2 protein-coding genes are annotated in these 2,184 nt (G+C 65.4%); one reads left to right on the forward strand and one right to left on the reverse strand.

All coding sequences use genetic code 11. The features are described 5' to 3' along the window. Positions 1–151 precede the first annotated feature (151 nt). Positions 152–1,468 (reverse strand): RNA-guided endonuclease InsQ/TnpB family protein, encoded by a 1,317-nt coding sequence (locus ACTWQA_RS58800; RefSeq protein WP_443167460.1) that lies wholly within the window; start codon positions 1,466–1,468, stop codon positions 152–154. A gap of 35 nt (positions 1,469–1,503) precedes the next feature. On the opposite strand from ACTWQA_RS58800, the gene tnpA reads away from it, so the two are divergent. Further along, the gene (gene tnpA / locus ACTWQA_RS58805) at positions 1,504–1,935 is read left to right on the forward strand and encodes an IS200/IS605 family transposase (protein ID WP_443167461.1); all 432 of its coding nucleotides are present in this window, start codon (positions 1,504–1,506) and stop codon (positions 1,933–1,935) included. Positions 1,936–2,184 lie beyond the last annotated feature (249 nt).

Genomic DNA, 2,184 nt, shown 5'->3' on the forward strand with positions numbered 1-2,184 from the left:
ACCTCATGAAGGCTCTGCGGATCCAGCGACACCAGACCACCACCCTCGAAGACTTCGGACTCCTGAACACTCTCCCGCACCGATGCTGACCGAGAGTGACAGTTTCAGAGATCCGCAACGGGGTCATGAATGGGGAGGATTCTCATGGCCGCTACGCGGCCACCCTGTGCGGGGTGGTGCGGGTAGTCCCGCCATGAGGTGCTTGACGCTTCATCGGCCCCAGTGGTGCAGGGCCTCCACGTCCGGTGACCGCCCGTCCGGCGGCTGAGTTGTACCGGTACAACTGGGTGCGGGCGGCGTTGACGTCGGCGTTGCCGATCCACCCGCAGGCTGGGTTCTTGCACACGAACCGGGACTGACTCTGGCGCGACCCTTCGATGATCGTGTGGCAGGCGTGGCATTCCTGGCTGGTGCCCGGCGCCGGGACGAAGACGACCTTGCCGCCTTTGCCGGTGGCCTTGTAGGTGAGGAACTCGGCGGTGCGGCCCCACGCCTGCCCGGCGATGGCCCGGTTCAGGCCCCGTTTTTGGGCGACGTTCCTGCCCGGCTGTTCAAGGGTGCCCGGGGCGGAGGCCATCATGTTCGTGACCTTGAGGTCTTCCAGCACGATGACGCCGAACCGGTCGGTGAGCTTCGCTGTGGTCTGGTGCTGCCAGTCGATGACCCGGCGCTTGGCTTTCGCGCGCAGGCGGGCGATCTGGTCGTAGGTGTGCTTCAGCCGGTTACTGACAGGCTGTCCGGGTTTCGCCGCTCGTTTCTGGCGGGCGGCCTTGCGCTCCAGACGGAGCAGCCGCTCCTGCTCCCCGCCGGTCAGCCATTCTTTACGGTGGAAGATCTTCTCCCCGGTGGCAAGCGCCAACGGCACGGCGATGCCCCGGTCGATCGCGGTGTGCGGCCCCGGATGCGGGGCGGGCACCGGCTCCTCGGTCTGGACACGGAACACGATGTGCCAGCCATTGGCCTCCTTCACCAGCCGCGCCCCGGTGATCTTCCCGTCCGAGCCGCCCTTCGTGACCCTCGGCAGGTCTTTGGTCCACCGGAAGCGGATGCGGCCGAGTTTGGGGATGGTGACCGCGCCCCACCGCCGGTTGATCCGGGTGATGTTCAGGTCCCGCGCCTGAGGGACGTCTACCGCCATCCGGGAGCGCAAGCGGCTCTTGAACGTGGGGCGCCCGGCCGGGTGGTCGGGGTTGAAGTAGTTCGCCCACGCCTGCCGGTAGGTCTTCAGCACGGCCTGCGCTGCTTGGGCGGGCAGGTCGTTGAGCCAGTCGATCTCTTTGCGGGCGGCCCGGATGGCCTCGTCGCACTGGGCGAGGGAGGCGAACCGGCCCTGCCGGAAGGTGAAGAACTCGTGCAACAGGTTCCACAGCGTGCGCGCGTTGTGTGCCTGGCCGTCCAACACGGCGCTCTGCCGCTGGTCCACCTCCAGGCGGGCGACATGAGCGCGATTGCGTTTCTCCCACTCCACGCGACCCACCTTATCGTTTGGTGTATGTCACCGCGATGGGAACCGATGGGAACCGAACCCCGACATCAGAACACGGCGCTCACTGCGTCCACGAGCTGTCCGCGCATTTGGTGTTTGTCACGAAATATCGGCGGGACGTCTTCACCGGCCCCATGCTGGAACGCTGCGAACAGATCATGAAAGAGGTGTGCGAGAAGTTCGACTGCCAACTGACCGACTTCACCGGCGCACACGACCACGTCCACCTCCTCGTCCGCTACCCACCCAAGGTCGCTCTGTCCTCCCTGGTCAACTCCCTCAAAGGCGTCTCGGCCCGCTACCTCCGCCAGGAATACAACGCTCACGTCCGCACACACCTGTGGGGCGGCCACTTCTGGTCCCGCTCCTACTACGCAGGATCGACCGGCAGCACGAGCGAGGCCACCGTCCGCACCTACCTCCAGTCGCAGGACCAGCCCCAGAAATGAGACAACACCAGACGTCGTCGCGCTGGGCTCCAAGAGTGCGGGTCAGGGCACGCTCAGGCCTTGGGGCCTTCCCGCCCGGGCCTACACCTCCCGCCTGAAGGCGGGAGCACTGGCCCGCACCTCGGTGAGCTTGTCACTTCAAGTGTGTAAATTCTTACTCTGAGTAATGGAGAGTGCTCTTTACCTGATTTACTTGATCCTTCCCGGGTAGGCGATCTCGAGTTCGTTGAGCGCTTCGCGCCAGCCGAA

The organism is Nonomuraea sp. 10N515B, assembly GCF_052245915.1.
Lineage (GTDB): Bacteria > Actinomycetota > Actinomycetes > Streptosporangiales > Streptosporangiaceae > Nonomuraea.